1 protein-coding gene is annotated in these 229 nt (G+C 59.8%); it reads right to left on the minus strand.

What is annotated here, in order from left to right; translation table 11 throughout:
* A partial coding sequence (lptD, locus tag SB753_RS42345; RefSeq protein WP_410805868.1) for an LPS assembly protein LptD occupies window positions 1-229 on the minus strand: 229 nt, incomplete at both ends.

The raw sequence follows: 229 nt of genomic DNA on the forward strand, positions 1-229 counted from the left end.
GGCGGCCGTGTCGAATAGCGGCACATACGACTGATTGCGATAAGGCGTGTACACATAGAAGAGGCGCGGTTCGAGCGTCTGTATGTACGATTGCCCGAACAGCCGCACGCTTCGCTCGAAACGCATGCCGGAATCGAGGCTGAACGTCGGCACGTTCACGCTGAACGATTTGGGCTCGCCCGCGGGCACGTCGGAGCCGATCGACGTCAGATCATACGCAGCGAAATGC

Source organism: Paraburkholderia sp. SIMBA_053 (assembly GCF_046534895.1).
In the GTDB taxonomy this organism is placed as follows: Bacteria; Pseudomonadota; Gammaproteobacteria; order Burkholderiales; family Burkholderiaceae; genus Paraburkholderia; species Paraburkholderia caledonica.